Annotated in this window: 22 protein-coding genes; 10 read left to right on the top strand and 12 right to left on the bottom strand. The window is 63.9% G+C overall.

Annotation, left to right across the window (positions count from 1 at the left end):
* Positions 1–216 precede the first annotated feature (216 nt).
* Both FJ425_RS11635 and ppdK read right to left on the bottom strand, forming a co-directional pair.
* Positions 217–1,320 carry a glycosyltransferase family 9 protein gene (locus tag FJ425_RS11635; RefSeq protein ID WP_140723508.1) on the bottom strand — a complete coding sequence of 368 codons (1,104 nt, stop codon included), beginning with the start codon at positions 1,318–1,320 and terminating at the stop codon, positions 217–219.
* Between the two features lie 136 nt (positions 1,321–1,456).
* Positions 1,457–4,141, bottom strand: coding sequence for a pyruvate, phosphate dikinase (gene ppdK, locus FJ425_RS11630; RefSeq protein WP_140635205.1), 2,685 nt, complete (start codon positions 4,139–4,141; stop codon positions 1,457–1,459).
* A gap of 216 nt (positions 4,142–4,357) precedes the next feature.
* Here ppdK and FJ425_RS11625 point away from each other — a divergent pair, with 216 nt between their 5' ends.
* Positions 4,358–4,702 (top strand): VOC family protein, encoded by a 345-nt coding sequence (locus FJ425_RS11625; RefSeq protein WP_140541580.1) that lies wholly within the window; start codon positions 4,358–4,360, stop codon positions 4,700–4,702.
* 394 nt (positions 4,703–5,096) lie between these two features.
* On the opposite strand, the gene FJ425_RS11620 is transcribed toward FJ425_RS11625, so the two are convergent.
* From FJ425_RS11620 to FJ425_RS11605, 4 genes are read right to left on the bottom strand one after another with little or no spacing between them, the layout of a single operon-like run.
* A complete protein-coding gene (locus FJ425_RS11620; protein ID WP_140635203.1) occupies positions 5,097–5,477 on the bottom strand; it encodes a hypothetical protein in 381 nt (126 codons plus the stop codon).
* A complete protein-coding gene (locus FJ425_RS11615) occupies positions 5,467–6,417 on the bottom strand; it encodes a WxcM-like domain-containing protein (protein ID WP_140635202.1) in 951 nt (316 codons plus the stop codon). Before FJ425_RS11615 ends, FJ425_RS11620 begins: the two co-directional genes overlap by 11 nt.
* The gene (locus FJ425_RS11610; RefSeq protein WP_210239106.1) at positions 6,414–7,352 is read right to left on the bottom strand and encodes a glycosyltransferase family 2 protein; all 939 of its coding nucleotides are present in this window, start codon (positions 7,350–7,352) and stop codon (positions 6,414–6,416) included. Before FJ425_RS11610 ends, FJ425_RS11615 begins: the two co-directional genes overlap by 4 nt.
* On the bottom strand, positions 7,349–8,479 hold the full coding sequence (locus tag FJ425_RS11605; protein ID WP_140635198.1) for a DegT/DnrJ/EryC1/StrS family aminotransferase: 1,131 nt from the start codon (positions 8,477–8,479) through the stop codon (positions 7,349–7,351). The genes FJ425_RS11610 and FJ425_RS11605 overlap by 4 nt, the downstream gene beginning before the upstream one ends.
* A gap of 571 nt (positions 8,480–9,050) precedes the next feature.
* Between FJ425_RS11605 and FJ425_RS11600 the strand changes: the two genes are divergently transcribed.
* The 3 genes from FJ425_RS11600 to FJ425_RS11590 all read left to right on the top strand — a co-directional run bounded on the left by FJ425_RS11600 (position 9,051) and on the right by FJ425_RS11590 (position 12,625).
* Positions 9,051–11,081, top strand: coding sequence for a nucleoside-diphosphate sugar epimerase/dehydratase (locus FJ425_RS11600; RefSeq protein WP_181165019.1), 2,031 nt, complete (start codon positions 9,051–9,053; stop codon positions 11,079–11,081).
* Between the two features lie 92 nt (positions 11,082–11,173).
* Positions 11,174–12,085, top strand: a complete 912-nt coding sequence (locus tag FJ425_RS11595; RefSeq protein WP_246673563.1) for a glycosyltransferase family 2 protein — start codon at positions 11,174–11,176, stop codon at positions 12,083–12,085.
* A gap of 3 nt (positions 12,086–12,088) precedes the next feature.
* Positions 12,089–12,625: a sugar transferase gene (locus tag FJ425_RS11590; protein ID WP_140635194.1), complete on the top strand. Its 537-nt coding sequence runs from the start codon at positions 12,089–12,091 to the stop codon at positions 12,623–12,625.
* 13 nt (positions 12,626–12,638) lie between these two features.
* Here the strand turns inward: FJ425_RS11590 and FJ425_RS11585 are convergent, their stop codons facing one another.
* Both FJ425_RS11585 and FJ425_RS11580 read right to left on the bottom strand, forming a co-directional pair.
* Positions 12,639–13,583: an NAD-dependent epimerase/dehydratase family protein gene (locus tag FJ425_RS11585; RefSeq protein WP_140635192.1), complete on the bottom strand. Its 945-nt coding sequence runs from the start codon at positions 13,581–13,583 to the stop codon at positions 12,639–12,641.
* Complete coding sequence (locus FJ425_RS11580) at positions 13,580–14,872, bottom strand: O-antigen ligase (protein WP_140635190.1); 1,293 nt, start codon at positions 14,870–14,872, stop codon at positions 13,580–13,582. Before FJ425_RS11580 ends, FJ425_RS11585 begins: the two co-directional genes overlap by 4 nt.
* Positions 14,873–15,327: 455 nt before the next feature.
* Here FJ425_RS11580 and cysD point away from each other — a divergent pair, with 455 nt between their 5' ends.
* Genes cysD through cysQ form a run of 3 tightly spaced genes read left to right on the top strand, consistent with a single transcriptional unit; the run spans position 15,328 to position 18,966 of the window.
* Entirely contained in the window at positions 15,328–16,233 is a 906-nt protein-coding gene (cysD, locus tag FJ425_RS11575; RefSeq protein WP_246673561.1) for a sulfate adenylyltransferase subunit CysD, read from the top strand.
* Between the two features lie 2 nt (positions 16,234–16,235).
* Positions 16,236–18,173: a sulfate adenylyltransferase subunit CysN gene (cysN, locus tag FJ425_RS11570; protein ID WP_181165018.1), complete on the top strand. Its 1,938-nt coding sequence runs from the start codon at positions 16,236–16,238 to the stop codon at positions 18,171–18,173.
* 7 nt (positions 18,174–18,180) lie between these two features.
* Positions 18,181–18,966 (top strand): 3'(2'),5'-bisphosphate nucleotidase CysQ, encoded by a 786-nt coding sequence (cysQ, locus tag FJ425_RS11565; protein ID WP_181165025.1) that lies wholly within the window; start codon positions 18,181–18,183, stop codon positions 18,964–18,966.
* 72 nt (positions 18,967–19,038) lie between these two features.
* Here the strand turns inward: cysQ and FJ425_RS11560 are convergent, their stop codons facing one another.
* From FJ425_RS11560 to FJ425_RS11545, 4 genes are all read right to left on the bottom strand, one after another.
* Positions 19,039–20,181, bottom strand: a complete 1,143-nt coding sequence (locus FJ425_RS11560) for a DegT/DnrJ/EryC1/StrS aminotransferase family protein (protein ID WP_140635185.1) — start codon at positions 20,179–20,181, stop codon at positions 19,039–19,041.
* A 244-nt stretch (positions 20,182–20,425) separates the two neighbouring features.
* Complete coding sequence (locus FJ425_RS11555; RefSeq protein WP_140723505.1) at positions 20,426–21,349, bottom strand: carbohydrate kinase; 924 nt, start codon at positions 21,347–21,349, stop codon at positions 20,426–20,428.
* Complete coding sequence (locus tag FJ425_RS11550) at positions 21,346–21,792, bottom strand: RbsD/FucU domain-containing protein (RefSeq protein WP_140635181.1); 447 nt, start codon at positions 21,790–21,792, stop codon at positions 21,346–21,348. Before FJ425_RS11550 ends, FJ425_RS11555 begins: the two co-directional genes overlap by 4 nt.
* Position 21,793: 1 nt before the next feature.
* A complete protein-coding gene (locus FJ425_RS11545; protein WP_140541595.1) occupies positions 21,794–23,017 on the bottom strand; it encodes an ROK family transcriptional regulator in 1,224 nt (407 codons plus the stop codon).
* A 212-nt stretch (positions 23,018–23,229) separates the two neighbouring features.
* Here FJ425_RS11545 and FJ425_RS11540 point away from each other — a divergent pair, with 212 nt between their 5' ends.
* The 3 genes from FJ425_RS11540 (at position 23,230) to FJ425_RS11530 (ending at position 26,273) form a co-directional block, all read left to right on the top strand.
* Complete coding sequence (locus tag FJ425_RS11540) at positions 23,230–24,264, top strand: sugar ABC transporter substrate-binding protein (RefSeq protein WP_140635179.1); 1,035 nt, start codon at positions 23,230–23,232, stop codon at positions 24,262–24,264.
* A 162-nt stretch (positions 24,265–24,426) separates the two neighbouring features.
* Positions 24,427–25,488: an ABC transporter permease gene (locus FJ425_RS11535; protein WP_140541596.1), complete on the top strand. Its 1,062-nt coding sequence runs from the start codon at positions 24,427–24,429 to the stop codon at positions 25,486–25,488.
* Between the two features lie 2 nt (positions 25,489–25,490).
* Entirely contained in the window at positions 25,491–26,273 is a 783-nt protein-coding gene (locus FJ425_RS11530) for an ATP-binding cassette domain-containing protein (protein ID WP_176477005.1), read from the top strand.
* The last annotated feature ends 37 nt before the right edge of the window (positions 26,274–26,310 follow it).

Below are 26,310 nucleotides of genomic sequence, written 5' to 3'. Positions count from 1 at the left end.
ACGACACGGTCGCGGACCATCGGAGTCTCGCGCGCCGATAGAGCGTTTCAACATTTCTCGGAAACCGCGAAGAATGCGCTATTTCGTCGTCTTTGACGCAATTCCGGACGGAAGGCTAAGGCGAAGTCCCAGGACCCGACCGTTTCACACGTTTTCCTGGCTTTGCGCAAAGAGGCGGGACGCAGCCGACGGGCGGTCCAAAATTTCCAGCAAATGTCAGACCGCGGTTTCCAGGACCATCTCGGTGCGCGCCAAGAGTTCCAGCGTCGCGTCCACCACCGGATCGACCTCCAGGCGCCAGACGCAGCATGCCTTGCTCGGGTCGGTTCGGCGGCACAGGTCGCCCCCGATGCAGTCGCAAGGCATCGATGGCCGCAACGAAATGCTGGGCACGCCGACCGGCGCCCAAAGGACCGGGTTGGTCAGGCCGAACAGGCCGACGACCGATGTTCCGGCCGCGGCTGCCATATGCATCGGTCCGCTTTCGTTGCCGAGAAACAGCCGCGCCTCACAGAGCAGCGCCAGCAGCGTTTCCAGCCGCAGCGTGCCCGCCAGGTTGGCGACAGGCGTCTTCGCCGCGGCCATGATCCTGTCGGTCGCCTCAACCTCGTCCGGACCGCCGACCAGGACCACGCGCAGGCCGGTTTCGCGGGCGATCCTGTCGATTGTCTCGGCAAAGCGCTCCGGCTGCCACCGCCGCCCCGCGAAGCTTGCTCCGGCATGGACCGCAACAAAAGCGTTTGGCTGGATCCGGTGCCTGGCGAGCAAGGCCAGGACGCGCGTCGTCTCGAAGGGCAGCGGCCGGATGGCCGGCGCCCTGACGCGCAGATCGATGCCCAGCGCCTCCAGCGGAGACAAATAACGGTAGAGATAGTGCTTCTTGCCGAATCCGAACGGCTTCATCCTGACGTTGGCGGGTTGACGCTCGTGCCAGCGCAAAGGCCGCTCCGTCGGAAAATAGCCGACCCTGACCGGAGCGTTGACCAGTCCGGAAATGATCCGCGAGGTCTTGGAGTCGGTGATGTCGATGGTCATGTCGAAACGGTGTCGCCGCAATGTGCGCACAATGCGGAAGAGCTCGCGCCCGCGCTCGAGCGGCGAGCCACGCATCCTGGCACGGCTGAAGGGGACGACCTCGGAAGCTATGCCATGGGCAGTCAGGAAGCCGGCGAAATGGGCTTCGCAGAGAAACACGATCCTGACGCCCGGATATTGAAGCTGCAGGTTCTTCGCCAGTGCCGAGGCAAGCACGATGTCGCCGATGAACTTGGTCTGCAGGATCAGGATCGATCGGTAAACGGATGGGGAAATCTGCAACATGGGTTTTCCGACACAGATAAATTCGGTGTCGGAAAGTCGCTTGGAACGGTGTCGAGATTCAGGGCCGTCACGCGCACGTTCGCGTGACATTGCATACAAAGTCGTAATGTATCGGGACGCCGCTGGCCGAAGCCCGTCAGGCGCGTTTTGCCGCGCCCTTCGCTGCCGCCACTGCCGCCTGCGCAGCGGCCAGCCTGGCGATCGGCACGCGGTAGGGCGAGCACGACACGTAGTCGAGGCCGACCTCCTCGCAGAAACGGATCGAGGCCGGATCGCCGCCGTGCTCGCCGCAGATGCCGAGCTTTATACCCGGCCGCGTCGCCTTGCCCTTTTCGGCCGCGATCCGCACCAGCTCGCCGACGCCGTCAATGTCGAGCGACACGAACGGATCCTGTTCGATGATGCCCTTCTGCCGGTAGGTTTCGAGGAAGGACGCCGCATCGTCGCGCGAGATGCCGAACGTGGTCTGCGTGAGATCGTTGGTGCCGAAGGAGAAGAATTCGGCCGCTTCGGCAATGACATGCGCGCGGATCGCCGCGCGCGGCAATTCGATCATCGTGCCGGTCAGATAATCGATCTTGGTGCCGGTCTCCTGCATGACGCTTTGCGCGACCGCATCGATGCGCGCCTTGACGTATTGCAATTCCTTCACCAGGCCGACCAGCGGCACCATGATCTCCGGCACGACCAGCGCGCCGGCCTTGCGGCCGGCCTCGACCGCCGCCTCGAAGATGGCGCGCGCCTGCATCTCCGCGATCTCGGGATAGGAGACAGCGAGCCGGCAGCCGCGATGGCCGAGCATCGGGTTGAATTCGTGCAGGGCTTCCGTGCGCTGCCTGAGCTTGTCGGCCGAAACGTTCATGGCGGCGGCGACCTCGGCGAGCTCGGCCTCGGTCTTCGGCAGGAATTCGTGCAGCGGCGGGTCGAGCAGGCGGATCGTCACCGGCAGGCCGGCCATGATCTCGAACAGCTCGAGGAAGTCCGAGCGCTGCATGGGCAGGAGCTTGTCCAGGGCCGCACGCCTGTCCTTCTCGGTGTCGGCCAGGATCATCTCGCGCATGGCGACGATACGGTCGCCATCGAAGAACATGTGCTCGGTGCGGCAAAGGCCGATGCCCTCGGCACCGAAGGAGCGCGCCATGCGGGCGTCGAGCGGCGTTTCGGCATTGGTGCGCACCTTCATGCGGCGCGTGGCGTCGGCCCATTCCATGATGGCGGCGAAATCGCCCGACAGCTCCGGCTGCAGCATGGCGACCGCCCCTTTGAGCACCTGGCCGTTGCCGCCGTCGATAGTAATGATGTCGCCTTTGCGGAAGGTCTGGCCCATCGAGAGCAGCGTGCCGGCCTTGTAGTCGACACGCAGCGAGCCGGCGCCGGACACGCAGGGCTTGCCCATGCCGCGCGCCACCACCGCGGCGTGGCTGGTCATGCCGCCGCGCGTGGTGAGGATGCCTTCGGCGGCATGCATGCCGTGGATGTCCTCCGGGCTGGTTTCGATGCGCACCAGGATTACCTTACGGCCTTGCGCCCTGGCGTCCTCGGCATCGCTGGAGGAAAAAACGATCTCGCCGGTGGCGGCGCCGGGCGACGCCGGCAGGCCCATGCCTATGACATCGCGCGCGGCATTCGGGTCGATGGTCGGATGGAGCAGTTGATCGAGCGAGGCCGGATCGATGCGGGCGACCGCCTCCTCCCTGGTGATCAGCCCATCCTTCGCCATCTCGACGGCGATCTTCAGCGCAGCCTTGGCGGTGCGCTTGCCGGAGCGGGTCTGCAACATCCATAATTTGCCGCGCTCGATGGTGAATTCGAGATCCTGCATGTCGCGGTAGTGCTTTTCCAGCCGGTCGGAGATGTCGACGAAAGCCTGGAAGGCGTCCGGCATAAGCTTCTGCAGCGACGGCTTGTCGGAGCCGGCGGCAATGCGCGCCGCCTCGGTGATGTTCTGCGGCGTGCGGATGCCGGCCACCACGTCCTCGCCCTGGGCATTGACCAGGAATTCGCCGTAGAGCTGCCTTTCGCCGGTCGAAGGATTGCGCGTGAAGGCGACGCCGGTGGCCGACGTGTCGCCCATATTTCCGAATACCATGGCCTGGACGTTGACGGCGGTGCCCCAGCTTTCCGGGATGTCGTGCAGGCGCCGGTAGGTGACGGCGCGATTGTTCATCCAGCTCGAGAACACAGCGCCGATCGCGCCCCAGAGCTGTTCCTGCGGGTCTTGCGGGAACGGCTTGCCGAGCTCTTCCTCGACCTTGGCCTTGTAGAGCGAAATCACGCCTTGCCATTCCCGGGCCGTCAGGCCGGTGTCGAGCTCATGGCCGAGACTGGCCTTCTGGTCCTCGAGGATTTCCTCGAACACTTCGTGGTCCAGGCCCATGACCACGTCGGAATACATCTGGATGAAGCGGCGGTAGCTGTCATAGGCGAAACGCGCATCGCCGGAATCGGCGGCCAAGGCCTCGACCGTCTCGTCGTTGAGGCCGAGATTGAGCACCGTATCCATCATGCCGGGCATCGAGGCGCGAGCACCGGAGCGCACGGAGACCAGAAGCAGCTTCGACGGGTCGCCGAAGCGGCGGCCGGTAATCCGGCCGATATGGTCGAGAGCGGAGACGACATCCGTCTCGAGCCCGCCGGGATAGGTGCGGCCGTTGGCGTAATAGGCGTTGCAGACCTCCGTGGTGATGGTGAAACCGGGCGGCACCGGCAGCCCGAGGCTGCACATCTCGGCCAGATTGGCACCCTTGCCGCCGAGAAGGTTGCGGTCGCCGGCACGGCCCTCGGCGGCGCCGTCGCCGAAGGTGTAAACCCACTTGGTCATGCTTGCCCTCCAGTTCGTGGAAGATAGAAACATCCGGATGATGGCCGTTTCCCGCCTTCCCCCGCTCCCGAGCGATAGGATGCTGCACTGCGAAAGGCAAGGCACCGGCAAGCAACCACCGCGGCTACAATCGATTAAGCAAAAGCTGCGTCAAAAAGACTTGCCGGAGGGAAACGGCCGATCTAGAACATAACGGGAACGCAGTGGAGTAGCGTGATGAAACTCAACGGAAAACTCGACCATCTCGAACTGCCGGCGACGGGCGGCACGCTGGACAGCGTCAAATCTTTCTACAGCGCCGCCTTTTCATGGTCGTTCACCGACTACGGTCCGACTTACGCCGCCTTTGCCGAAGGGCTCGACGGCGGCTTCCAGGCAGATGCCGGGGAGGCGCCGGCCAAGCCGCTTCCGGTGCTTTATTCCGAGAGCCTCGAGGAAACGCTGGATGCGGTGGAGAGCGCCGGCGGCACCATCGTCAAGCCGATTTTCGCCTTTCCCGGCGGCAGGCGATTCCATTTCACCGATCCGGCCGGCAACGAACTGGCCGTTTGGGGACATTAGAGCGCTTCACCGTTTCACTGAAACGGTGAAGCGCTCTAACTTTGCCCAAGCTGGTAGGCGCGCAGTAATCTTGCAACTCTGGCATGGGTGGGAGGCCAAAAAATCTATGGCTCTCCCGCCCGCTCCGCGCTGATGAGGTAGCCGGTGACGGAGGTTGGGGTTTTGCAATCTAGAATGGTGGCGGACGATGGTCGGTCCGGCGCAGTTTTGGTATGCATGTCCTCACGCCTGGAGTTCAGTGCTGCCCAATGACCGCAGACGTAGAAGCCGTATCGGAAATCCGTCCGAGGATGCGGGCGCACCATGATCGTGCGCTTCACCCGCACGACCCAGCCTGCCGAATACGCCGGCATCATGGCCACCGACAGCGTCGCCCGGATCGAGGAGGGGCGTATCAGTATCGTCTGCGCAGTATCCATCGGGAAACCAGGAAATTGAGCATCGTCGTGACGACAAGCGTTGCAAAGAATGCCGCCGCTCGGCTTTGCAGCGCCCGCTCAAGAAAATGAAGAGTCGCCAACCCGGCTACAAATACCACCGCGACCGAGCCGCCGACCGCCAGCCGGTCCGTCAAGCCGGTGCGACCGCCGGGAAAGACGCGGTCCGGATAGAACACCATCACGAATGCGAGGCCTGCCAGCCAGGCAATGGAGTAGGAAACGCCCGACGACAGGATCGTCAGGCCGGCAAAGTAGACGGCACTCGTCAGCGCGGTGTTCAGTCCTCCCGCCGCAAGAAAACGGAGCACATCCGAGCCTATCCGGTCAGCGGCCATCCGGCCCGACCGTCGCGAGGAAATCCGAATAGTCCCTGATATAATCGCTTGCGTCATATGGATGCGAGGCCATGACGAGCAAGACCGTGTCCGGCTGGAACTTGTACTGGATGCCCCACACGCCGGGCGGCAGATAGAGCCCGACCGAGGGATCTGCCAGCGACACTTCCTTTCTGTCGTGGCCGTCATCGACGACCACCGACAGGCGGCCATGGGTGGCAATCAGGAACTGGTGGCACTGGCGGTGCGCATGCTCGCCCCTGACCTTGTCGGAACGGACGCCGTAAACGAGAAACGAGCGCAAGGGCTTGAACGGCAGGTTGTGTCCGAACTCGAGCGGGGCCAGCTCGCCGCGAAGGTCGCTGAAGTGCGGCAGCCGCCAGAGCTCGCATCCGCCGACGCCCAGCGCCATCCTGTCGCCTGCAGCGCCGGGGGCCGCTTGCGTCATCACAGGCTCGACCTGCGGGCCGGTCTGATAGCCGACGATGACGGCGGGATTTCCAACGACCACGGCGTTTGCCGGGACGTTCTTGGTGACCACGGCGCCGGCGCCGATCATCGCCTGGCGGCCGATCGTTATGCCCGGCAGGATCGTTGCGTTGGCGCCGATCGACGCGCTGTCCTCGACGACCGTCTGGAGAAACTGCTCCGGATAGTGTTTCGAACGCGGGAAGCGGTCGTTGGTGAAGGTTGCATTCGGGCCAACGAACACGCGGTTGCCCAGCCGGACGCCGTCCCATAGCTGAACGCCGCTTTTTATCGTGACGTCATCGCCGACGCTCACGTCGTTTTCGATAAAGACGTGATCGCAGATGTTGCAGTTCGCGCCGATCGCGGCCCCTGGGAGGACATGGGCAAACGCCCATATGCGCGTGCCATTGCCGACGCGCGTGCTTTCGCAGATACCGTGGTCATGGACAAAAAACGGTTTGTCGTTCATGCGGACGTCCCGTCAACAATGTGACTTATTATCCGCAATGGGCGCGATTTGGTGTTTTCAACCGCCCGCCAAAGATAACAGCCAAGAATGCCTTGCACCGCGAGGATCGCTGATCCAAACCCCACGATCAGCAGCACCAGGGTCGTGTATCCGGCCGGATCGATCTTGCCCAGCAAGCGGGCGACGACGGTGATCGCGGCAAACACAAGGCTGAGCACGCAGCCCGCAATTCCTACCCAGAGTACGAAAACGATCGGAAAATCGGAAAACGAGAAGATCGAATCCATCATATATCTGAGCCGGCGCCCAATACCCCAGGCACTCTTCCCATGCTCCCGCTCGCGCCGCCGGTAAGGCACGAACTCCCGCCTGAACCCGACCCAGAACAGCTGAACCACAAGCGAGCTGTTTGGCTCCTCGATTGACAGGATCGCATCGAGCGCCTGGCGGTTGCAGGCAAATATATCGACGCCGCCGCTCGGCATGCTGGGCAAAATCAGCCTGCGGTAAACGCTCCAGAAGGCCCGGGACAGGAAACGTGTCAGAAGGGGGTCGTCGCGGCCGGTTCTGCGGCCAAACACAACGTCGGCCGTGTCCTTTTCCAGCATCGAAAAGAATTCGACAATGAGTTCGGGCGGCTCCTGCAGGTCGGCAGCCATCGCGGCCACATGTTTGCCGGACGCGTGCTCGAGCCCCGTCCGAATGGCCGTGAAGGAGCCAAAATTCCGGCTGTGGAAGATGATCTTGTATCTGTAGCTGGCGCCCTTCAAGGCCCGGACCAGCAGGCCGCCCGACTGGTCGGGCGACCCATCGATGACGAAGACAAACTCGATGTCGCCCTCATACGTGGCGTCGAAATTGGCGACGGCCTGCAACAGGGAAGGGATGTTCGGCTCATTGCGGTAAATGGGAAAAACAAGAGAGCGCGCAGTCACATTGCCTCCCATTCGCCGAGGGCCCCGCACACTTGCTCGACCTCATCATTCGTCATGTCCGGGTAGCACGGGACGGAACAGAGACGACTGATGCTTGCCCGCGAGATCGCAAGATTTTCGGTCCCTTTCATGGGCAGGGCAGCCCAACCAACCTGATCGCAATCGAGCACGGGATAGTGGACATCGGTATCGACGCCGCGTTCCTTCATGAAGGTGCGGAACGCGTCCCGGTCGTCACACAGCAGGACCGCGAGGTGTGCGACGGCGCCGTTGCCGCCGTCGAGGAATTTGAGCCGGCGCCCGGTAACGGCCTTAAATCGGCCAAGGATGGCCCGGCGTTTTTCGTTGCGGCTGTTCAAGTCCGGAAGAAGTACATCCAAAATCGCGGCCTGGACCTCGTCCATGCGAGAGTTGCGCCCTCCCGGTAGGGCTACATGGTATTTGGAACTCCAGCCATACTGATGAAGCTGACGAACGCGCTCCGCCAGTCTTGGGTTGGAGGTGAGGACTGCGCCGCCGTCACCCATCGCGCCGAGATTCTTGGTCGGATAGAAGCTGAAGGTGGCGATGTCTCCAAGCGATCCAGCCGTTTCACCCCCGATGCGAGCCCCATGTGCCTGGGCGCAATCCTCGATGACTGGTATGTGCGACATCCCGGCATTGACAAGTCCTGCCCGGATAGCGGGTACATCGACCACGCCGCCGTAAAGATGGGTAACGACAATCGCAGCGGTATCGGTACTCACCGCTTCCAGCACCGATTGGACGCTTGCAAGTTGGCTAGCTGGTTCGATATCGACATAGTGTGGAATGAGGTCGTTGTGCCAGCACGCGCAACTGGCATATCCCCCGGCATTCGCCGCCACGATCACCTCGCGTCCATGCGCATCGCCAAGCCCGACGATAGAGCGTAAAGCGAGTTCAAGGGCGTCCGTTCCGTTGGCGACGAGGATGCAATCCGAGGCTCCTGCAAACGTCGCAAAGTTCGCTGCGAATCGCTTCCCTGCCGCGCCATTGAGCCACCATCCGGACCGCAGCGTGCCTGCTACTTCGCGCGCGATTTCAACCTCATAGCGCTGGTACAGACGCTTGAGATCATTCATCGGAACGGCATTCGGCTTCGTCATCAACAACTCGACAGCGTGTCTTGTTCGCTCCGGCGTGTTCGCCCGCAAACATTCGGAAATTCAGATGATTCTGGCATGACTCAGTTAAGAATACTTGCACCGCAGAAACAGCGGAAAGCCAAAACCACGTGCCCAACTATTGAGATTTCGGCTCGGTCGCGACAGGCTGGCGTCATTTGTGGAACGCTGTGAGCCTAGGGGCTGGCCAAAACCGCTTCGGCAGACCTGATCGGCACCGCCGTCAGCGACTCATAGCTATTGCGACAAGCTTGTTGCAGCGTGCTGCGCCGTGGTGAAGCCGGATCGTCACATCGTGACATCTATTGGCTTCCCTTTTGGGCGCCCGACAGGTTCTCTGAACGACTGACAATCCGCTCCGAGTTATTGCCGTTCCTAGTCAAATCATTCGCACAATTAAATATCCCCAAAAAACCTCTAGCCCTCCCGCCCTCTCCGCGCTAAGGCGGTAACCGGGTGACGGGGTTGGGGATTGCAATCTGAAGTGGCGGTGGGCGATGTTTTGTCCGCGGCCGTTCTGATAGTATCACGCGCCTGGAGTCAGTACTGCCCAATGACCGCATACGTAGAAGCCGTATCGGAACTCCGACCGAGGATGCGGCGCGCCATCATCATGGTCCAGGATCTCGTCATGGTCCTGGTCGCGGTGGCGCTTAGTCTCATCCTGTCGCAGTCGCGGCTTTCCTTCGACGCGTTCTCCGTCGGCGGGCTGGCCTGCTGGGCGCTCATCGTGCTCATCGCCCATCTGCTGTTCCGATCCAGCGGCCTCTACAACACCGTCTGGCGCTTTGCCTCCACGCCCGACTTCTTCAACATCCTCAAGGGCTGCGGCAGCCTGACGGTGGTGCTCTACCTGGCCTCGCTTGCCTTCCGCTTCTTCTTCCAGCCGGTCGCCGGCCTCAACGAGCGCCAGTTCATCGTCTTCTTCCTGGTCTCCTTCACCATCATCTCGGCGCCCAGGCTCTATTACCGCTTCCTGCGCGACGGCGCGAGCTGGCGCATCCTGCGCCGCGCCGCCGGGGAGGTCTCGACCAAGCAGGCGCTGTTCATCGGCCGGCTGGGCGAGGCGGATCTGATCGTGCGCTTCACCCGCACGGCTCAGCCCGCCGAATACGCCATCGCCGGCATCATGGCCACCGAGAGCGCCGCGCCGCTCGGCACGCGGATCCAGGGCGTTCCGGTCGTGGCGCTGCGACCGCGCCTAGTCGAGGTGCTGGAAGACTATGTCAAAGGCACGCAAAGCCTCGACCTCCTGATCTTCGGCCAGGGGGTCGAGCGCGAGATCGAAGACTATGCCGAGCTGGTGCGCGTCGCCCGCCACAGCGGTATCGCCGTCGTCCAGTTTGCCGGCCTGTCGGAACTGGGGCAGGGTGGCAAGCTGGTTCTCGATGCCGTTGAGATGGAAACCATCATGCGCCGTTCGGCGGTCGCCACCGATACCACGCGCATCGGCGTCTTCGTCGGCGGCAAGCGCGTGATGGTCACCGGCGGCGCCGGCTCCATCGGCCGCGTGCTCGTCAAGCGCGCGCTGGAGCTGGGCGCCGAGGCGGTGCTGGTGGCCGACAATTCCGAATTCGGCATTTTCCAGCTCGATCAGCAGACCGACGACGCCGACCGCGACCGGCTGACCAGCCGCATCGTCGACGTCACCGACCGGCCCCACATGACGCGCCTCGTCAAGGAGTTCAAACCCGCGATCATCTTTCATGCCGCGGCGCTGAAGCATGTGCCGCTGCTCGAGGAGAACTGGGAAGCGGCGATCGAGACCAATGTCTTCGGCACGCTTGCCTGCGCCGAGATCGCCGCCGAATGCGGGGTGCCGCGGTTCCTACTGATTTCCAGCGACAAGGCGGTCGACCCGACCTCGGTGCTGGGCGTCACCAAGCGTGCGGCCGAACAGATCGTCTCCTCGCTGCATGAGGCCCAGGCGGCCTCGGCGCCGCGTGCCGGCGCGGCGAATGGCCATGCCGGCGCCGCCGATCTGCGTCATTTGGGCACGAAATTCATCGCCGTGCGCTTCGGCAACGTCTTCGGCTCCAACGGCTCGGTGGCGACCGTCTTCCAGGCGCAGATCGAGGCCGGCGGGCCGGTCACCATCACCGACCGGCGCATGACCCGCTATTTCATGACCGTGGCCGAGGCCGTCGATCTCGTCATCATGTCGGCCGCCGATGCCGAGCAGCGCCAGGGCAAGGACGACTACGCCATCTATATGCTCGACATGGGCAAGCCGGTGCCGATCCTCGAAGTCGCCGAAACCATGATCCGCATGGCCGGCAAAAGCCCCCACACCGATATTCCGATCCGCTTCACCGGCATCAGGCCCGGCGAGAAGCTGCACGAGACGCTGCACGCCGAGAACGAGGAGGTGGTCAAGCTCGACACCGCCAAGATCTTCGGTCTCAGGACCGGCGTCGTCGAATGGCCGAGGATCGAGGCGGCCCTGCCGGCGCTGGCGGCCGCGATGCACGATCGCGACAAGGCCGCCGCGCTTGCCATTCTGGCCGGGCTCTACCGGGCGGAAGAAGACATCGGCGGCGTGCGCGAGGAAGCGGAACCGAAAACGGCCGGGCAGGTCGGTTAAAACTTTGCCGCGTGCCCGCAATTAGCTATTGAAACCTTTCAAGCACCTCGCGGGCAAGTGATTCCAAAGCCGTGACCAGAAAAGATCAGCGCGTGGCCGTTCTCATGGGCACGAAGGATGGCGCGGCCTATATCGGCGAACAATTGGAATCCTTGGCTACGCAATCCTGGCCGCTCGTCGATCTCTGGGTCTCCGACGACGGCTCGTCGGACGCCACGGCCGCGATCGTCGAGGCGTGGCGGTCCCGCTGGAACAAGGGGTCGCTGACACTTTCGCAGGGCCCGCGAAGGGGCTTCGCCGCCAATTTCCGCTCCATGATCCTCGATCCGCGCATCGATGCCGACTGCTACGCCTTTTGTGACCAGGACGATGTCTGGGAGCCGGATCGGCTGGAGAGCGCCATCCGCTGGATGGAGGGAGAGGACATGGAAACGCCGCTCCTGTTCTGCTCGCGCACGGCGACTATCTCTGAGGCCGGCGTTCCGGCCGGCTACTCGCCGCTCTTCCGGCGCCCGCCGTCCTTCCGCAACGCGCTGGTGCAAAGCATCGCCGGCGGCAACACCATGCTCTTCAACCGCAAGGCGCGCGACCTTCTGGCGAAAGCGTCGGCCAGAACCGAATTCGTCAGCCATGACTGGTGGGCCTATCTCATCGTCACCGCCGCCGGCGGCAAAGTCCGCTACGAGCCGCGGCCGCTTGTCAGATACCGCCAGCACGCGGCAAACCTCGTCGGCGCCAACGTTTCATGGAGAGCGAGGTTTTCAAGGCTGGGCCGCCTGTTCAAGGGCCAGTTCGCCACCTGGACGGACACCAATCTGCGCGGCCTAGCCGTCAACCGGGACCTCATCGCGCGCGATGCCGCGCTTTGCCTTCGCCTGTTCATCAGGGCGCGCAAGGGCAATGTCTTCAGGCGCTTCGGCCTGCTCGGCAAAAGCGGTGTCTACCGGCAGACATTCATGGGCACGCTCGGGCTCTATGTCGCTTTCCTCTGGCGCCGGATCTGAGCCATGACGGCCAAGCGCGCGCTCGACCTGGCGGTCGCTGTTCCGATGCTGGCGGTAACGTCGCCCGTCCTCCTTGTCGCGATGCTGGCGATCCGGGCGACGTCGGCGGGCCCCGCCATCTTCTCGCAGATCCGCGTCGGCCGGGGAGGAGCCCTCTTCGCCTGCCACAAGCTGCGCACCATGTATCGGGAAACCCCTTCCTTGCCCACCCACGAGGCGCCGGCCCGTTCGGTCACCGCGGTCGGCAAGGTGCTGCGCGCAACCAAGATCGACGAACTGCCGCAGCTCTGGAACGTGCTGAAGGGCGAGATGAGCCTTGTGGGCCCTCGTCCATGCCTGCCGACGCAGGCGGAGCTGATCGAACGGCGCAAGGAACTGGGCGTGCTCACCGCACTTCCGGGCATCACAGGGCTGGCGCAGATCAAGGGCATCGACATGTCCGATCCAAGACTTTGCGCGCAAACCGACGCGGCCTACGTCAAGGCCGCCTCGACCGGCCTGGACCTCAAGATATTGCTGGGCACGTTCTTCCGCGCATAGAGCGGTTCACCGTTCACGGAAGCGGCGAACGGCTCCTCTGTCGCGCCAGTTCTTCAAGCCGGCCGAGTGTGTCGGCTTCCCGTTCCCAGCCTTCCAAAGCAAGCAACGACGAATCGCAGACCTGCGTCGCCACCAGAGCTTGCCACGCGGCCCGTCTGCCGCTGAGCGTGGCCAGCATTCGGAACGGCCAGGCCGGCATGGGGAGAAGCCGGGCCGGGCGGCCGTATCCGCGCCGAAACGCGGTGACGATTTCGGACACCGCAACCGGAGAAGCATCGCCCAGCACATAAGTTGGGAGCGGCGCCGTGGGACGGCTCAAAAGATGCGTCACGGCGCCGGCCACGGCGTCATGCGAGACGAACGAGCGAACCGCCGTCAGAGCGGCTGTCGGCAACGGCAGGCCGGTGGCGGCCAACCGCATCAGCCCGCGCAGATTTCCCTTCATGCCTTCGCCATAAACCGGCGGCAGCCGCAGCGCCGTCGCGCCGTCGCGTCCGGCCGTGGCAAAAGCCTCCAGCATTGCGATCTCGCCTTCGCGCTTGGAGCGCCCGTAGGCGCATTGCGGGGCAGGGGGCGTGGCTTCGTCGATTATGCCGCTGAAACCGGCGCCCACCACGGCGCGAATCGAGGAGAGATGGACGAAGCGCCCGTCGATGCACGTGGCGGCGGCCTGGGCGAGCCGTCCGGTCAGCGTCGCGTTGACGGCTCGCAAGTCGGCCGTGCCGGCGCTGCGGTCATTATTGAGCGCCGCGCAGTGGACGACATGCGTCACGTCACGCATCAGGGCCAGAAAGGCTTCATTCGGTGCATCGGTACCGGGCAGCGCGACGGCATCGGCCTCGCCTGCCAGCCGCTGCGGCAGGCGCGATGCGATCCGTGTGTCGAATCCGGCCTCGCCCAACCGGCTCACGACCCGGCGTCCAATGAAGCCCGTCGCGCCGGTGACCAGGACCTTCATGGTTGCGGGCTGGCGCCCGGCGCCATGGTGGGCGCGCTTTTGCCGGTCGGCGCTATCGTCCGCCCGGACGCGAGGTAGGTTCCCACAATCAAGAACACCATCAGCGTCGCGTCGAGGATATCGTGGCCGACGAGGATGCCGGTCATTCCGCCGGTGAGATAGGTGATGATTGCGACAAGGATCATCGTCGCGCCGAACCGCTCCACCGGATCGGCGCTGCGGCGCAGCGTCCGTGCCGCATTCCATGCGGCAACGACGAAGATCGAGGCCAGGGCCAATGCTCCCAGCAGGCCGGCCTCGACCAGTGCCGTCAGGAAGCCATTGTGGAAATGGCTGAAACCCTGCTGTAGGCCAAACTGGTCCTGCAAGCCTTGCTTCATCAGCGCCCGGCTCGCCGAGATGCCGTGGCCGAAAATCGGCATCTCGCGAAACGCGGCAAAACCGATTTCCCACATCGCCACGCGCAAGCCGAGCGCGGTCGAATGGTCGCCATTGGCATTCAGCGCATCCCAGTCGCTGATCAGGAAATCGGCCCGGTCCAGGATGACGCGAGAGCCGATGGCGGCAATCACAAGGGCGACCACGACGCCGATCGCCACGAAGCGCGCTACGCTGGCGCCGGTGAACCGGCGGCGGTTGATGAGAAGCACGACGATGCCGGCAATCGGCACGGCCACCCAGATCATGCGCGATCCCGAATAGACGATCGCCATGGCTCCGGCGATCGCCGCCAGGACCAGCAGCTTCCAGCGTTTCTCGATGCCCGACAGGGCGCCGGCGAGGCATGTCATGGCGGCAAGGCAGGTAACGGTTGCGAAGACGATCGGGTTTCCGGCGCCGCCCTCCGCCCTCACACCGAGCCAGTGAGACTGGAATACGGCCATCGCCAGCGCGCCGAAGCAGGCCGCGGTGCTGGCCAGAATGGCGATGCGTGCCAGTGCGGTCTTCTCGGTGATGCTCCATGTCGAATAGGAGAGGGGGAAAAGCAGGAAGGTGATCAAGGGCAGGAAGAACCGCAAATCGGCAGTCAGCGTGTCGTTGACGATCGAAGCGAGAACCATCGCCGCGCAATAGGCATAGATCGCCGCCGTGACGGCGAGCATCGGCCGGTCGATATTGAAGCGTCGCCGCTTCGCGGCCACCACCATCGCCGACCACACGCCACCGGCATTGAAGGCGACGCTGACCAGCGATCCAAGCACCGGCGGCGAAAAAAAGCAGACGATCGAGAAATAGATGTTGATCTGTGCGGGCGTGAGGTGGCGCCGGAGCGTTGTAGACGGGTTCAAATGCTTCGCTTCGCAATTTCCAGGTTGCGCCCGGATCCATGGAGCCAGCCAAAGGCCGCCTCGCCGGTCTCCGTTTGCCGCGCCTTGCCCGTTCCCCGAGCCCATATAGCGGCTGGCGCCGACCTGCGATAGTGCGGTCGACAATGTTGCAACAGAAATCCCCCGGTCCGGTGAGGATCGGGGAACTCCGGAATTATCTGGGCACCACTGCTTTTCCCCGCTCAGCGCTTTCGACGGCTCCGGCAGGATTTTCCGCTTTGCCGGACGTGTTTGGAAAATTCGTTCTCCAATCACCGCGAGCCGCGCGGGTCTTGCATTGTTATCGGCGGCGCCGATCTGTTAGAACGCCCGCACGAAACAGTTTGTCCGAAGTGAAATCTGCGCCTGGGCGGCATCGGATTGCCCCTGCGATGCAAGATTTCCGCTCCACGGCACGAGAGAACGCTCGACGCTCCATGAATATCGCGCTCACGCATCTGCAGCGGCTCGAGGCCGAATCCATCCACATCTTCCGCGAGGTCGCGGCGTCTTTCTCCAAGCCGGTGATGCTCTATTCGGTCGGCAAGGATTCCTCGGTGCTGATGCATCTGGCGATGAAGGCCTTCTATCCGGCCAAACCGCCTTTCCCGTTCCTGCATGTCGACACCACCTGGAAGTTCCGCGAGATGATCGCCTTTCGCGATCAGATGGCGCAGAAGCTCGGCTTCGACCTTTTGGTCCACGTCAACGAGGACGGCGTGCGCGACGGCATCAATCCGTTCGACCATGGTTCCAACACCCACACCCATGTCATGAAGACGGTGGCGCTGCGCCAGGCGCTCGACAAATACGGTTTCGACGCCGCTTTCGGCGGTGCCCGCCGCGACGAGGAGAAGTCGCGGGCCAAGGAGCGCATCTTTTCCTTCCGCAACGCCCAGCACGCCTGGGACCCGAAGAACCAGCGGCCGGAAATGTGGAAGATCTTCAACACCCGCATCGCGCCGGGCGAATCGATCCGCGTCTTTCCGCTGTCCAACTGGACCGAGCTCGACATCTGGCAGTACATCCTGCAGGAGAACATCCCGATCGTGCCGCTCTATTTCGCCAAGGAGCGGCCGGTGGTCGAGCGCGACGGCATGCTCATCATGAAGGATGACGACCGCATGCAACTGCATCCCGGCGAGGTGATCGAGAACCGCCTGGTGCGCTTCCGCACGCTGGGGTGCTACCCGCTGACCGGCGCGATCGAGTCCGATGCCGACACGCTGGAAGCCATTGTCGGCGAGATGCTGACCGCACGCACCTCCGAGCGCCAGGGCCGCCTCATCGACCGCGACGAGGCCGGCTCCATGGAAAAGAAAAAGCGCGAGGGGTATTTCTGATAATGCGCCACATCATGGCCAAGAGCCTCGCCCCGACCGATTCGATCCGCGACTACATGGCCGCGCAGGAGAAGAAGTCGCTGCTGCGCTTCCTCACCTGCGGCTCGGTCGACGACGGCAAGTCGACGCTGATCGGCCGGCTGCTCTCCGACACCAAGCAGATCTTCGAGGACCAGCTCGCCGCGCTCGAAAGGGATTCGCGCAAGCACGGCACCACCGGCGACGACATCGATTTCGCGCTGCTGGTCGACGGGCTGGAGGCTGAGCGCGAGCAAGGCATCACCATCGATGTCGCCTATCGCTTCTTCGCCACGCCGAAGCGCAAGTTTATCGTCGCCGACACGCCCGGCCACGAGCAGTACACACGCAATATGGCGACGGGCGCCTCGACAGCCGATCTCGCCATCGTGCTGATCGACGCGCGCCAGGGCGTGCTGCGCCAGACCCGGCGTCACTCCATCATCGCTTCGCTGCTCGGCATCCGGCATATCGTGCTTGCGGTCAACAAGATCGACCTCGTCGGCTTCGACAAGATCGTGTTCGACCGGATCGTCGCCGACTACGGCGAATTCGCCAAGGAACTGGGCTTCATGAGCGTCGCCCCGATCCCGATGTCGGCGCGCTTTGGCGACAACGTCACCAGCCGCTCGGACCGCACGCCCTGGTATTCCGGGCCGTCGCTGATCGAGCATCTGGAAACCGTGTCTGTCGACGAGGCCGCCGTCGAGCTGCCGTTCCGCTTCCCCGTTCAGTATGTGAACCGTCCGAACCTCGATTTCCGCGGCTTTGCCGGCACCATCGCCTCCGGCACCGTCTCTGAAGGAGACGAGGTCGTTGTCGCCAAGTCCGGCAAGGCGTCCAGGGTCAAGCGCATCGTTGCGCAAGGCGGCGACCTCGAGCAGGCGGTCGCCGGCCAGGCCATCACACTTGTGCTCGACGATGAGGTCGAGGTGTCGCGCGGCAACCTGCTGGTGTCGCCGGCCGCGCGACCGCAGGTCGCCGACCAGTTCGCCGCCAACATCGTCTGGTTTGACGAGCAGGCGCTGCTGCCCGGCCGCTCCTACATCCTGCGCACCGAAACCGACCAGGTGAGCGCGACCGTCACCGACCTGAAATACCGGGTCAACGTCAATGATTTCGCGCATGAGGCGGCGAAGTCGCTCGACATCAACGAGGTTGGCGTCTGCAATCTGTCGACGCGCGCGCCGATCGCTTTCGATCCCTTCGCCGAAAACCGCACCACCGGCGCCTTCATCCTGATCGACCGCATCACCAACGGCACCGTCGGCGCCGGCATGATCCTGCATTCGCTGCGCCGTGCCGAAAACATCCACTGGCAATCGCTCGATGTCGGCAAGCGCGGCCGCTCCGACCTGAAGAACCAGCGCCCGGCCGTGTTCTGGTTCACCGGGCTCTCCGGCTCAGGCAAGTCGACCATCGCCAATTTGTTCGAGAAGAAGCTGTTCGCGTCCGGCCGCCATACCTACATCCTCGACGGCGACAATGTCCGCCACGGCCTCAACCGCGATCTCGGCTTCACCGACGCCGATCGTGTGGAAAACATCCGCCGCGTCGCCGAGGTGGCCAAGCTGATGGCCGATGCCGGCTTGATCGTCATCGTCTCCTTCATCTCGCCCTTCAGCGCCGAGCGGCGCATGGCGCGCGAGCTGATGGCCGAGGGCGAGTTCGTCGAGGTGTTCGTCGACACCCCGTTCGAGGAATGCGCCCGCCGGGATCCGAAGGGCCTCTACGCGCGCGCCTTGAGCGGCGAGATCAAGAATTTCACCGGCGTCGATTCTCCTTATGAGGCGCCGCAGAATCCGGAAATTCACCTGAAGACTCTGGGCAGGAGTCCGCAGGAGATGGCGGAAGCCCTGGAGCACTGGTTGACCGAGCGCGACATTGCCGAGGAGCAGTACGACAATGGCGGCGGTATCTGACGAGGCGATGCTCGGCGTCTTCGAGCGCCTGGCGCTCGAGGCCGGGCGCGAGGTGATGCGCGTCTTCCACGAGGGCTGCGCCGTCGACAGCAAGGCCGATTCTTCGCCGGTGACGGAAGCCGACCGCGAAAGCGAGAAGATCATCCTGGCCGGCCTGCGCGCCACCTATCCGGACATCCCCTGCGTGGCGGAGGAGGAGGTCGCGGCGGGAATCGCAACGCCCGATCTCGACGGCGCCTTCTTCCTGATCGATCCGCTCGACGGCACTAAGGAATTCGTCAACCGCCGCACCGATTTCACCGTCAACATCGCGCTGGTCCGCCATGGCGTGCCGGAAGTCGGCGTCGTTTTCGCGCCGTGCACGGGACGCTTTTTCTCCGGGCGACCGGGCAAGGCCGAGGCGCTGGAGATCGATGCCGACTATCGCATCGTCGGCCGCCGGCCGATCAAGGTGCGGGCAGGGGGCACGCCGCTCGCGGTCGTGGCCAGCCGCTCGCACAACACGCCGGAAACCGAGGAATTCATCCGCGATCTCGGCGCCGCGGAGATCGTCTCGATCGGCTCGTCATTGAAATTCTGCCTGCTCGCCGCGGCGGAAGCCGACGTCTATCCGCGCTTCGGCCGCACCATGGAATGGGACACGGCGGCGGGCGACGCGGTGCTGCGCGCCGCCGGCGGCATGACGCGGACCCTGGACGGCGAGCCGCTGATCTACGGCAAGCGCAACCAGGCCAGCGACAGCGATTTCGCCAATCCGCATTTCATCGCGACGGGGAAAGGCGCGGCGGTTTAAGCGCTTCAAATTGCCGCCAGCCATGGTGTTCATCATCCTCGGGGTCAAGCCCGAGGATGACGGAGCGCGCTGTTAAGCCGCTGCGACATGCGCCGAGTTCGAGCCGATGTAATTCCTGATCGTCTCGATGATCCGGTCCTGATCGGCCTCGCTCAAATAGGCGTGCATCGGCAGACAGAGGATCTGCTTCGGCAGTTGCTCCGAGACGGCAAGGCCGGTCGGTGTCCGCGGATAGTGCTTGTAGGCGACCTGCTCGTGCAGCGGCTTCACGTAATAGATCACCGACGGGATGCCCTTTTCGCCGAGATGGGCCTTGAGCCCGTCGCGCTTCGGCGTCTCGATGGCGTACTGCGCCCAGGCCGAGCGGCCGTGGCCGAGATTGCGCGACGCCTTGACGATGTCGCCAAGGCCCTTGGCATAGCGGTCCGCGACCACCTGCCTGGCCACCATCTCATCCTCGAGGATGGCGAGCTTTTCGATCAGGATCGCCGCCTGCAGCGTGTCGAGGCGCGAATTGATGCCGACGCGGACATTGTCATATTGCGTCTCGCCCTTGCCGTGGAAGGCGAATGAACGGAGCTTGTCGGCCAGCGCAGCATCGTTGGTGAACATCGCGCCGCCATCGCCGTAGCAGCCAAGCGGCTTGGCCGGATAAAAGCTGGTCGAGCCGACATGGCCGAAGGCGCCGCACATGGTGCCGTCGGCGGAACCGCCCATCGACTGCGCAGCGTCCTCGATCACCAACAGGTTCTCGCGCTTGGCGATCGCCATGATCGCCTCGTAGTTCGCGGAGAGCCCGAACAGGTCGACCGGGATGATGGCCTTCGGCTTCAGCCTGCCTTCCTTCTTGATCATCTCGATCGCCGCCTCGAGGCTGGCGATGTCCATGTTGTAGGTGTCGCGGTCGACGTCGACGAAGACCGGGTCGGCCTTGGCGAGCGCCACCACCTCGGCGGTGGCTGCGAAGGTGAAGCTCGGCACGAACACGGCATCGCCCGGGCCGATGCCGGCGGCAAACAGCGGCAGGAGCAGCGCGTCGGTGCCGTTGGCGCAGGCGACCACATGCTTGACGCCGATATAGGCGGCGAGCTTGTTCTCGAATTCCGCAACCTGCGGCCCGAGGATATAGCGGCCGTCCTCCACGACGTGGTCGATCGCGGCCTTCAGCCGGTCGCGGATTCGTTCGCGCTGCGCGCCAAGATCGATGAACTGCATGTCGGCCTCGAAAGTGACTGTAAAACCGGCCCGCTGGTAACAGACTTGAACCGGCTGAGAAAGCCGGTGGCGGCCGGCGCAAATTGCTCAGGTGTCGCAGCCTGTTACCGATTTTGCCGGCGCAATGCCTGAAAATCCGAGCTGCGAGAGGCGTTTTCCAGCCCCTCCTATCGCGTCATCCACCGGTGGGAAACATAAAGTGATCGGCCGCGAAGGGCGGATTCGCGTCAGTGTAAGTGCCGGATCAGCCTATTTCGTGCCGCCAGGGCGGGTTGGCGCCGGCCCGCGAAACCGTCACCGCGGCCGCCTTGGCGCCGAGCTCCAGCGCCTTGCGGATCGCATCTTCCGGCAGGTCGCCGATCGCCGCCTTGGTGAGCAGGCCCTGCTCGTGCAGGGAGGCCAGAATGCCGGCGTTGAAGGTGTCGCCTGCGCCGACCGTGTCGATGACCTTCACTTTCTGCGGCATGACCGTGACCTTGTGCGCCTTGCTGTAGCCGACGGCGCCTTCGCTGCCATGGGTGACGACGATCAGCTTCGGCCCACGCTCCAGCCAGTTGCGCACCACATCCTCATGCGAGCCGGCCTCGTCGAACCATTTGAGATCCTCATCGGAGAGTTTCACGATGTCGGCCATCGCCATCATCTCGCGGATGCGCCTCAGATGCTTCGCCTTGTCCGGGGTGAAGTTCGGCCGGATGTTGGGGTCGAGCATCATCACCCGACTCTCGTGCTCGCGCCGCATGAATTCCTCATAGGCCGATCCCGCCGGCTCGGAGATCAGGCTGATGGCGCCGAACAGCATCGCCTCGATCTCGGACCCGAGCTTCGGCAGGTCCTCGATGGTCAGCATGCGCCCGGCGGTGTTCTCGTCATAAAAGGTGTAGGTCGCTTGGCCGTTGGTGAGCCGGACGAAGGCGAGCGTCGTCGGACGCGGCGAGGTGTGCGCATAGGTGGAGCTCACCTTGCTTGCGCCGAGCGCCTCGCGGAACTGGCCGCCGAACAGGTCGGAGGAGAGGCCGGAGAAGAAGCCGGCCGGAGCGCCGAGCCGGCCGAGCGCGATCGCCGAGTTGAACACCGCGCCGCCGACATAGGGAGCGAAGGCCGCTTCGCCTTGCGTCGTGGTGCGCGGCAGCATGTCGATCAGGGCTTCGCCACAGCAAAGGATCATGTCGTCTTGGTCTCCGGCGGATGGATCACGCCCTTGCGGATGATGATGTTGGCAAAGAGCCTGGGTTCGCTGGTTGCAACGATGGCGTGCGCCGCCTTGACGCGTGCATAGAAGTCGGGCCCGGCCAGCGCAACCACCTTGTGGCCCGGCGCACGCCTGGCGCAAACCGATTCCATCTCATGATGCACGGCGTCGGCCAGCGCCGGATCGCCCTTCACCGAGGCACGGAACAAAGCCTGCGGCACCGCCTCGTCCACCGGCAGCACGCTGAGCACGGCGTCGAGGACGGCTATGACGTGGTGGCCGTCGGCGCGAATCAACCGCCGCGCCTGTTCCTCGGCCGGATAATTGCCGTCGACGATCGCGATCTCGTCGCCATGGCCCATGGCCCTGAGCGTCGCCAGGAACTGGGGCCCGAGCAGCGACGGGATGCCGATCAGCATGTCAGGCGCCCCCGGACGTGTGAGGCCCGATCAGGAAGCGCTCGGAGAGCGGCAGGCTGGCGCCGCCCATGGCGCGTGCGTGAATGCCGACCGTTCCCTCGCGCACGACAGGCAGTTTCAGTCCTTCGGCATCGACGCGGGCGATCGCTTCCGTAACGGCATCGACCAGCCGGCGCCGCACATCGAGCGGCATCCAGCCGTCGATAACCGCCGCTTCGAAATCGATGACCGACGAGGCAGCGACAATGGCATAGGCCAGCGCCCGCGAGGCGCTGGCGATCCATTCGTCGAGCTCGGCGCCGATCTCGCCCCATTCCTGCGGCGAGGTCCACAGATAGGAGCCGTCGATGCCCTTGGCGGAGAGCGCCTTTTCCAGCATCGCGATCGAGGCGACGTCGATGAGCTGCGTCGGCTTGCCGTCCGGCCCGGGCACCGGCATCGAGCCCAGCGCACCGGCGTTGCCGTTCGGTCCGCTGTAGAGGCGGCCATTGAGCACGATACCGCCGCCGGCGAAGGCGCCGATGTAGAAATAGACGAAATCGCGCGCTGCGCCCGCTCGTCCGAAGACGAGTTCCGCGCCGCAAGCCGAAGTCGCGTCGTTCTGCAGGTAAACCGGGAACTCGCACTGCCCCTGGATGTCCGCGCGGATGTCGCGATGGCGCCATTCGTCCATGATCTCGCGCGGCGCGCCGGCCGTGTCTGCCCAGTTCCATAGCTCGAATGGCATGGCGATGCCGAGCCCGGCAATGCGCTTATCCTGGGCCGGCGTCAGTTCGCCGCGCATCGTCTTGATGCCGGCAGTGACGAATTCGACGGTCTCGCGCGGTGCGGGATAGCGGTAGGAATGCTGCAGCATGGCGCGCACATTGCCGAGGAAGTCGATCAGCACGAGCTCGGCCGAGCGCCTGCCGATCTTGAGGCCGATGAAAAAAGCGCCTTCCGGATTGAGCGCCATCGGAATCGAAGGTTGGCCGATCTTGCCGCGCAGCGGCTCCTTGCGCACAAGCAGCTTGTCTTCCTCGAGCTCGCGCATGATCACCGACACCGTCTGGGCCGACAGCCCGGTCATGCGCGCAATGTCGGATTTGGCCAGGCTGCCGTGCTGGCGCACCAGGGACAGCACGAGCCGTTCATTGTGGTCGCGCATGCCGCTCTGGTTGGTGCCGCGGTGCAGCCGGCTCTCCAAAGCCTCGGGCGAACCGTGCCTCGCAATGCCGGTCTCCACCCTGTTTCCTCCCGTCTGTTTCCCCTCGATGCTTTTCGTTCAGAATGGGTGAACAGCGCAAGGCTGTCAATAATAAATAAGAGTGATTTAATTATTGACAGCCGTTGCGGACTGGTGTCTTTTGATCTGGCGTCCACGCTGGGAGAAATGGTTGGATGCGTTTGAGGCGCCGGGTTGGCCGGCGTCCGGAATGGTTCCACTGGGAGGAAATCGTGACCAAGAAATCGCTGCTGAAATCCACCGTATTCGCGGCGGCCGGGCTGGGCCTGTTCGCATTTGCCTCGTCCGCGTCGGCCGCGGGCGTCGGCGCCTGCCTGATCACCAAGACCGACACTAATCCCTTCTTCGTCAAGATGAAGGAGGGTGCGACCGCCAAGGCCAAGGAACTCGGCGTTGACCTCAAGACCTATGCCGGCAAGATCGACGGCGACAGCGAGAGCCAGGTCGCGGCGATCGAAAGCTGCATCGCCGACGGCGCCAAGGGTATCCTGATCACGGCTTCCGATACCAAGGGCATCGTGCCGACGGTGAAGAAGGCGCGTGACGCCGGCTTGCTGGTGATCGCTCTCGACACGCCGCTCGATCCGATCGACGCCGCCGACGCCACTTTCGCAACGGACAATCTCGAAGCCGGCAAGCTGATCGGCGCCTGGGCGGCCGCTACGCTTGGCGACAAGGCCAAGGACGCCAAGATCGGCTTCCTCGACCTGACCCCCTCGCAGCCGACCGTCGACGTGCTGCGCGACCAGGGCTTCATGATGGGCTACGGCATCGACGTGAAGGACCCCAACAAGATCGGAGACGAAACCGATCCGCGCATCGTCGGCCATGACGTGACGAACGGCAACGAAGAGGGCGGCCGCAAGGCGATGGAGAACCTTCTGCAGAAGGACAACACCATCAACGTCATCCACACCATCAACGAGCCGGCCGCTGTCGGCGCCTATCAGGCGCTCAAGGCCGTCGGCCTCGAGAAGCAGGTGCTGATCGTCTCGGTCGACGGCGGCTGCCCGGGCGTGAAGTCGGTCACCGAAGGCGTCATCGGCGCCACTTCGCAGCAATATCCGCTGCAGATGGCGGCGCTCGGCATCGAGGCGATCGCCGCCTTCGCCAAGGACGGCACCAAGCCCAAGCCGACCGAAGGCAAGAACTTCTTCGACACCGGCGTCAACCTTGTCACCGACAAGCCGGCCAATGGCGTCAAGTCGATCGACACCAAGGAAGGCCTGGCCAAGTGCTGGGGCTGATGCTCTGAGAGGTCCACGAACCGTGCGGCTGGGGGCTTGATCCCCGGCCGCATCGGGTGGACGATGCGCTTTCGTCAAAGCGCGACAATCCTGGCGACAAGACCGGAATAGGCGTCGACGGCGTGTGCGGCAATGAGAGGCCGTATGCAGACGGGAGGACATATGTCTCAGATACAGGAATTCGAGAAAGTACTTACGGGAAGCGACACCAGCGTCGCCGCCTTCGACGAGCACAAATCGGCCGTCAAGCGCGCCCAGCACTTCCTGCATTCCACGCCGGCGGCGGTGCCGCTGATCGTGCTGGTTCTGTCGGTCATCATCTTCGGCATCGCCATCGGCGGACGTTTCTTTTCGTCCTATACGCTGACGCTGATCCTGCAGCAGATCGCCATCGTCGGCATTCTCGGTGCCGCGCAGACATTGGTCATCCTGACCGCGGGCATCGATCTCTCGATCGGCGTCATCATGGTGATTTCGGCGGTGATCATGGGCAATTGCGCGGTGACCTATGGGATGCCGGCCATTCTCGCCGTGGCGATTGGGCTTGCCGCCGGCGGCGCCTGCGGACTGCTCAACGGCCTTCTGGTCGCTTACATGAAGCTGCCGCCCTTCATCGTCACGCTCGGCACCTGGAACATCGTCATGGCCACGAATTTCATCTATTCGGCCAATGAGACGATCCGCGACACCGACGTCGACGTGCAGGCGCCGCTGCTGCATCTGTTCGCGGTGAGCTTCAGGGTCGGCTCTGCCGTGCTGACGCTTGGCGTCATTGCCATGGTCCTGCTGGTGATCCTGCTGTGGTACGTGCTCAACCACACCGCATGGGGCCGCCATGTCTACGCCGTCGGCGACGACCAGGAGGCTGCGAAACTGTCGGGCATCCAGACCAAGAAAGTGCTGATGACGGTCTATGCCCTTGCCGGGCTGATCGCCGCTTTCGCGGCTTGGGTCTCGATCGGCCGCAACGGCTCGGTCTCGCCGTCCGCCGCTGTCACGGACTACAATCTGCAGGCCATCACCGCGACGGTGATCGGCGGCATCTCGCTGTTCGGCGGGCGCGGCTCGATCCTCGGCACGCTGTTCGGCGCCATGATCGTCGGCGTCGTCTCGATGGGCCTCAACATGCTGGGCGCCGATCCGCAATGGAAGGTGCTGCTCACCGGCGTGCTGATCATCGGCGCCGTGGCGATCGATCAATGGATCAGAAAGGTTTCGGCATAGTCATGACCCAGGAGCCCATTCTCACAGCGCGCGGCCTCATCAAGCGCTATGGCCGCGTTACCGCCCTCGACAATGCCGATTTCGACCTCTATCCGGGCGAAATCCTCGCCGTGATCGGCGACAACGGCGCTGGAAAATCATCGCTGATCAAGGCGATTTCCGGCGCGGCCGTGCCCGACGAAGGTGAAATCCGCCTTGAAGGCAAGCCCGTTGCCTTCAAGTCGCCGATGGAGGCCCGGGAAGCCGGCATCGAAACCGTCTACCAGAACCTCGCTCTGTCGCCGGCGCTTTCGATCGCCGACAACATGTTTCTCGGCCGCGAGATACGCAAGCCAGGTCCGCTTGGCAGCTGGCTGCGCATGCTCGACCGCCCGGCGATGGAGAAGCGTGCTCGCGACAAGCTCACGGAGCTCGGCCTGATGACCATCCAGAACATCAGCCAGGCGGTGGAGACGCTTTCGGGTGGCCAGCGCCAGGGTGTGGCGGTGGCGCGTGCTGCCGCCTTCGGCTCGAAAGTGGTGATCATGGACGAGCCGACGGCCGCCCTTGGCGTGAAGGAAAGCCGCCGCGTGCTTGAGCTGATTCTGGACGTCAAGAAGCGGGGCCTGCCGATCGTTTTGATCTCGCACAACATGCCGCATGTCTTCGAGGTGGCGGACCGCATCCACATCCACCGGCTTGGAAGGCGTCTCTGCGTCGTCGATCCTAAGCAGATTTCCATGTCAGATGCGGTGGCGCTGATGACTGGCGCCAAGAAGCCGCCGGAGGACGCGCTGGCGGCTTGATCCCTACGACATGTCCCTGTTGCCGCAGGCGGGCTGA

The organism is Mesorhizobium sp. B2-7-2 (genome assembly GCF_006440775.1).
GTDB lineage: Bacteria > Pseudomonadota > Alphaproteobacteria > Rhizobiales > Rhizobiaceae > Mesorhizobium.
Note: the sequence above shows the minus strand (reverse complement) of the source record. Positions and strands in the feature narration are given on the sequence as shown.

Coding starts and splice junctions, on each gene's coding strand:
- FJ425_RS11635 (WP_140723508.1), bottom strand. CDS start 1,320: ATGTTGCAGATTTCCCCATCCGTTTACCGATCGATCCTGATCCTGCAG.
- ppdK (WP_140635205.1), bottom strand. CDS start 4,141: ATGACCAAGTGGGTTTACACCTTCGGCGACGGCGCCGCCGAGGGCCGT.
- FJ425_RS11625 (WP_140541580.1), top strand. CDS start 4,358: ATGAAACTCAACGGAAAACTCGACCATCTCGAACTGCCGGCGACGGGC.
- FJ425_RS11620 (WP_140635203.1), bottom strand. CDS start 5,477: ATGGCCGCTGACCGGATAGGCTCGGATGTGCTCCGTTTTCTTGCGGCG.
- FJ425_RS11615 (WP_140635202.1), bottom strand. CDS start 6,417: ATGAACGACAAACCGTTTTTTGTCCATGACCACGGTATCTGCGAAAGC.
- FJ425_RS11605 (WP_140635198.1), bottom strand. CDS start 8,479: ATGACGAAGCCGAATGCCGTTCCGATGAATGATCTCAAGCGTCTGTAC.
- FJ425_RS11600 (WP_181165019.1), top strand. CDS start 9,051: ATGACCGCATACGTAGAAGCCGTATCGGAACTCCGACCGAGGATGCGG.
- FJ425_RS11590 (WP_140635194.1), top strand. CDS start 12,089: ATGACGGCCAAGCGCGCGCTCGACCTGGCGGTCGCTGTTCCGATGCTG.
- FJ425_RS11585 (WP_140635192.1), bottom strand. CDS start 13,583: ATGAAGGTCCTGGTCACCGGCGCGACGGGCTTCATTGGACGCCGGGTC.
- cysD (WP_246673561.1), top strand. CDS start 15,328: ATGAATATCGCGCTCACGCATCTGCAGCGGCTCGAGGCCGAATCCATC.
- cysN (WP_181165018.1), top strand. CDS start 16,236: ATGCGCCACATCATGGCCAAGAGCCTCGCCCCGACCGATTCGATCCGC.
- cysQ (WP_181165025.1), top strand. CDS start 18,181: ATGCTCGGCGTCTTCGAGCGCCTGGCGCTCGAGGCCGGGCGCGAGGTG.
- FJ425_RS11560 (WP_140635185.1), bottom strand. CDS start 20,181: ATGCAGTTCATCGATCTTGGCGCGCAGCGCGAACGAATCCGCGACCGG.
- FJ425_RS11555 (WP_140723505.1), bottom strand. CDS start 21,349: ATGATCCTTTGCTGTGGCGAAGCCCTGATCGACATGCTGCCGCGCACC.
- FJ425_RS11550 (WP_140635181.1), bottom strand. CDS start 21,792: ATGCTGATCGGCATCCCGTCGCTGCTCGGGCCCCAGTTCCTGGCGACG.
- FJ425_RS11535 (WP_140541596.1), top strand. CDS start 24,427: ATGTCTCAGATACAGGAATTCGAGAAAGTACTTACGGGAAGCGACACC.
- FJ425_RS11530 (WP_176477005.1), top strand. CDS start 25,491: ATGACCCAGGAGCCCATTCTCACAGCGCGCGGCCTCATCAAGCGCTAT.